Genomic DNA, 4815 nt, shown 5'->3' with positions numbered 1-4815 from the left:
ACACTTCGTATAAATAAGTTACACAGCACTCTTTAATTACCTATCCACCTCGGCCATAATACATGGCACCCTCTTGAGCATGCTCATACTATAGCTATAATCTCTTTTCCAGATAAAAAGTGGGCCCTTGCTCTGGCTAAACCAATTTACATTGTTCTATGGTATTTTATAAGGACAGCACCTTTGGCTTACAACATACCCCCTTGATGCAAGTTGCTGCTTTCTGCTTATAAGTTTGCTAATATCAGTTATAGTGGAGATAGGCAAAAGATGCTTAATAAATTAATAGAAAATGCCGGTGTTCAGCGTATAATTGAAGTATTAGAAAGCCTTAATGGTAGCGTTAGACTAGTTGGCGGCTGCGTAAGAGATAGTATAATTCAGCGTGAGACCACTGATATAGATTTGGCGACAGATTTGTTACCAAAAACAGTACTTACATCACTAAAAGCTGCAGGCATTAAGGCCATCCCCACCGGTATGCAACATGGAACCGTCACGGCAGTTGTAGCAGGTGTACCTTATGAAATTACAACCCTACGACTCGATACTAAATGCGATGGAAGACATGCATCAGTAGTTTTTACAGACAGTTGGGAAGAAGATGCGTCTCGGAGAGACTTTACGTTTAATGCTTTATACTGCGACAAGCATGGAAAAATCTATGATTACTTTACGGGAATTCGCGATCTACAGAGCAGGACCGTTGCTTTCATAGGCGATGCGGAACAACGCATTAATGAAGATTTTTTAAGGATACTTAGGGTATTTAGGTTTCATGCTTCAATATGCAGTGATAGCATGCTCAGCAAAGAAATAATCAATGTATGCAGCAAGCACGCCAGTAAACTAGCACTACTCTCAAAGGAGCGCATCAGAAGTGAATTTTTTAAACTCTTAGCATGTAGAAACTGCGTAGAAACCCTGCACATCATGGAACAGTGTAATATTTTAGCTCAGATTATACCACACCATATTAACGTAGAAGTGCTTTCATCTCCCCAAATCGTAACAAGATCCCCGATAGCTAAACTTGCAGCGCTACTGTATAAAGAAGACTCCTCACACTCTGTTGTAGAAATAGCACAGAACCTTACCTATGCGTTACGCCTGTCACGAAAAGAGAAGAATCTTCTAGAGACCCTGCTCCTAACTAAGCTAGATCTACCCCTAACCTCTGCACAACAACAGAAGTATATGAACACACTAGGCACAGAAATCTACAAGGATTTAGTAATCATAAGCTCCCTAAAAAACGCTTCATTACCCGAAAGCATTCTGCATGCCCACCTTGCTTCCAGCGAAGACTTCATACCAGCAACCTTACCTATTTCTGGAAAAGACCTAATTCAACTGGGCTACCCAACAGGAAAAGTTCTCGGGCAAACACTACGAATTCTACAGACAATGTGGGAAGAAGACGTACGCAACGTATCTCGTGATCAACTACTAACTACCGCCAAGATATTACTCGAGAAAAAGCCTTCCTCCACTCCCTAAGCACTTCCGGAACCAAGCACCGCCCAATTACTAGCTACCGCTTAAAAATCTCATATTCTCCAAAGAAAAACATGATTTCCCTCTTTGCATTATCTGCATTATCCGAACCATGCACACAATTTGCATCTATGCTTTCAGCAAAATCAGCTCTTATAGTCCCTTTAGCAGCCTCTTTAGGATTCGTAGCACCCATCACATCTCTGTATACAGCTATAGCCGAGTCTCCCTCCAGCACCTGCACTACAACGGGTCCTGAAGTCATAAACTTAACGAGCTCAGGAAAAAACGGCCTGTCACGATGCACACCATAAAACTCTTCGGCCTGCGCAATAGTTAACCTACACATCTTTTGAGCAACAACTTTAAGCCCCGCAGCCTCTATATAGGAAATAACATTACCTATTATGCAACGCTCAACGACATCAGGCTTTAAGATAGAAAGCGTCCTCTCTTGCACTCTTGTGCCCCCTTTATATTCAACTTCAACCGAATATGCTAACATGCAACAGTACATTATCGCAAGTGTATAACGTAATAAACAACTGCAATAACCTATGCATGAGAATTATCCGTATAGTTATTACTAATCTAGCATGCTATTCACGGTTTTAGGATCTCAATCACACATGAAATAACTGTTGCATTACTATTATGTATGATTTATCCTAAGTTATCTGAGTAACACATGGGATAATGTTTATGACTTCTCAAGCACAAAACCAAAATTCCATCCCAATAACTATAGAAGGGAAAACAAAGCCCCATCCAGTGGACGAGTATGTGGGACGGGAAATAAAGAAGCAGCGCATCATGAAGGGCATGAGCCAAAATCAGCTTGCAAGCAGGTTAGGGATTACATTTCAACAAGTACAAAAATACGAAAAGGGTACTAACCGTATAGTGATAAGCAGGTTATATGAGCTGGCTCGTGTTTTAGGCATTGAGATTAATGACCTCATGTCTAAGTTGCAAAATGATCTACGGTCTATATCAGACGGGACTGATATATCAATAACTTGTATTCAAGAAGGAGATGAAGCATCATTAGAGGAATTTGATCATAATTATAATGATGGCAAAGAAGTATTAATGCTTGTTAGGGCATACCGTAGAATAAAAAGTGAAAAAATGCGCGGCGCAATTCATACACTAGTGAAAGTTATGTGCGCAGAACAATCTAATGATGATTATGAAACTTCCTATAGGGGTCCCGAGTATGTTATCGTAACAAACCAAGAACAAGAAGATTAATACACAATTCGCAAAAAAAAATTGCTAGTTTGGCCTTGCCTTTCTGCGTCGAATAAGTTTGCGAGCGGGCAGCTTCGTGCTGTTTTAGTGCTGCCCGCATTACTTTTATTTTATGCATTTTTGCAGATGAATACCATAACTCTCAGATCTTTTTTTCATTGCAACTCCTGATACATATCACCCAATACGCGCCCTGATCACACCTCTTAAAATTCTTTAATAACTCCTTTATCCAGTCCTTTATTTGCAAAAATTGCTTTAATGTACTTTGACATGATGTATCGGTTGGCCTATTCTACGCTGAGGTATGGACTCTTAAAAGTATTTGTAATCCGCTATGAAGAAGAAAATCTGTGTATTTGCCCTACCCACTGTAATGTTTATGCTACCTTCGCTGTCGTTTGCTTCGCCGAAACCTGTAGATTTCTCACGGCAAGCCGGAGTAGAAGGGTTCTTTTCCAGCATCCAGTACAAGTATGCAGTGCCGTATTTTGGAGCTTTTTCTTTGGTGCATGGAGGTAAACCTCTGGACGTGTTCTCTGCTAAAGATTCTGACAGCACGGGCGGTATAGCTGCTGCCCCTCAGGCTGCAGCAGGCACATCTACGACTAATGATGCCGCAAGCTTTCAAGGAAAGTATAGTCCTTCATATCTTCATAGCAGGCAAGCTATCTCTGCATCAGCTGGGTACTCTACAGGATACGTTAGAGTTGAAGTAGAGGGTATGCATCAGAAGTTTCTCATAGATCCAAAACGGTATAAAGCACGTGACAAAGCCTACAGGTTTGCCGCTTCCGCTTCATCTAGCGGAACGGGAAAACCTACTGACACACACCCTAATGCAAAGTATTACATTTTTCTTGAAAATAGAGACCTTGCCATTACATCTCTTGTTGCAAATTTATGCTATGACATGATTCCTGAGGAATCACGTCTATCGCCCAATATTTGCGTCGGGGGGGGAATAGGATATGTAAAGGCTTTAGGCGTATTGGAGCAAAGGTGGGCTTATCAGGCTAAGGTGGGTGTGCAGTATTTTCTCTCTAGAAAGGCGTCAGTATTTCTCTCCGCTTATGTAGATAAAGTAGATGGAGAGAAATTTAAGAATGTGCGTGTAAAGCATAATATAGCGGCTACTGGGGAATCTAGCTCTGATAATGTCGGTACAAACCAAAGCATCAGCACTGATTCTATACTATATCCTGATGCAAATCTATCATTACTCTATTATGGATTGGAGTGTGGTGTTCGACTAACACTTTAGTGTGCCGGCACCGGCATATCTTGGAATCTTATAGCATGGTTAGGTCTATGTATATTCTTGGTTGAGAATGGTGATTCCTAATTAATTCTTAAATTGCATAGCCACACAGCAAAATAAATCCTAAGTCCTCTTGACTTAATTCTTTTTTAGTATAACTTATACCTGTACAGGTTGTAGAGCCGCCCTTGGTAGTATATGGAAGGGAGTGCTCTGGTTGGGTTTAGGTGTTGTAACTTATGGCGTTCAGGGGTCTTTGCTGCTTGTTTTTTACCTGTTGCTTGCTTGTGTCTTTTTGTTTAGTGGAGCGGGGTAAAGCCGATGGGTTCTATGCGTCCCTGGGGTGGGGAGAAAGCATAGCAGACTTTGGGGTTGGACACTTAAAAATTAGAGGTGTGGCTGGTAGTGTAATGGGACCTCGTAAGGGGGAGCTCAGTGCTGTTAGGTATGGTCGTGATACTTTCGCTAAGGGAATTGGGGGAGTTGGAAGCGGGGAGTTCGGTGATAAATATAGGCCTGTGTACACGGAAGAGTTTGGACTTGGTAGTTCCTTCGGCTATCGTTTTGGGAATTTGGGTATAGAGATAGAGGGGGGTGAACAGAAGTTTCGCCCTAGCGCTGCGGGTTACAAGGTTGAGGGAAATGCGGTGCACTTTGCATTTACCTCCGGTAGGAGAGAAGTAGGAGGAGAGATAAGTGGGTTCGTAGGTGAGAATCCTGGAGTTCACCTTGGTCTCGCAGTGCTGAACGCCTGCTATTCAGGGTTACGTCAGAGTAAGAGAGACGTGATCTATACCTGTCTT

General features: G+C 42.0%; 4 protein-coding genes and 1 pseudogene. 4 read left to right on the top strand and 1 reads right to left on the bottom strand.

Annotated elements, in window-relative coordinates:
• Nucleotides 1-270 precede the first annotated feature (270 nt).
• A complete protein-coding gene (locus KPX09_RS04425; protein ID WP_249549170.1) occupies nt 271-1500 on the top strand; it encodes a CCA tRNA nucleotidyltransferase in 1230 nt (409 codons plus the stop codon).
• 34 nt (nt 1501-1534) lie between these two features.
• Here KPX09_RS04425 and ndk read toward each other — a convergent pair whose 3' ends face one another.
• Entirely contained in the window at nt 1535-1957 is a 423-nt protein-coding gene (gene ndk, locus KPX09_RS04420) for a nucleoside-diphosphate kinase (protein ID WP_249549171.1), read from the bottom strand.
• Between the two features lie 236 nt (nt 1958-2193).
• Between ndk and KPX09_RS04415 the strand changes: the two genes are divergently transcribed.
• The 3 genes and pseudogenes from KPX09_RS04415 to KPX09_RS04405 all read left to right on the top strand — a co-directional run.
• On the top strand, nt 2194-2751 hold the full coding sequence (locus KPX09_RS04415; protein ID WP_249549169.1) for a helix-turn-helix domain-containing protein: 558 nt from the start codon (nt 2194-2196) through the stop codon (nt 2749-2751).
• 337 nt (nt 2752-3088) lie between these two features.
• Nucleotides 3089-4015: a P44/Msp2 family outer membrane protein gene (locus tag KPX09_RS04410; RefSeq protein WP_249549168.1), complete on the top strand. Its 927-nt coding sequence runs from the start codon at nt 3089-3091 to the stop codon at nt 4013-4015.
• A gap of 284 nt (nt 4016-4299) precedes the next feature.
• A pseudogene (locus KPX09_RS04405) lies at nt 4300-4815 on the top strand (hypothetical protein); the annotation flags it as partial.

Source organism: Anaplasma phagocytophilum (assembly GCF_023476575.1).
GTDB classification, from domain to species: Bacteria; Pseudomonadota; Alphaproteobacteria; order Rickettsiales; family Anaplasmataceae; genus Anaplasma; species Anaplasma phagocytophilum_A.
This window is presented reverse-complemented; position numbering and strand designations above follow the sequence as displayed.

Bases quoted from the DNA above. Each gene is read 5' to 3' on its own strand.
- KPX09_RS04425 (WP_249549170.1), top strand. From the start codon at position 271: ATGCTTAATAAATTAATAGAAAATGCCGGTGTTCAGCGTATAATTGAA.
- KPX09_RS04415 (WP_249549169.1), top strand. From the start codon at position 2,194: ATGTTTATGACTTCTCAAGCACAAAACCAAAATTCCATCCCAATAACT.
- KPX09_RS04410 (WP_249549168.1), top strand. From the start codon at position 3,089: ATGAAGAAGAAAATCTGTGTATTTGCCCTACCCACTGTAATGTTTATG.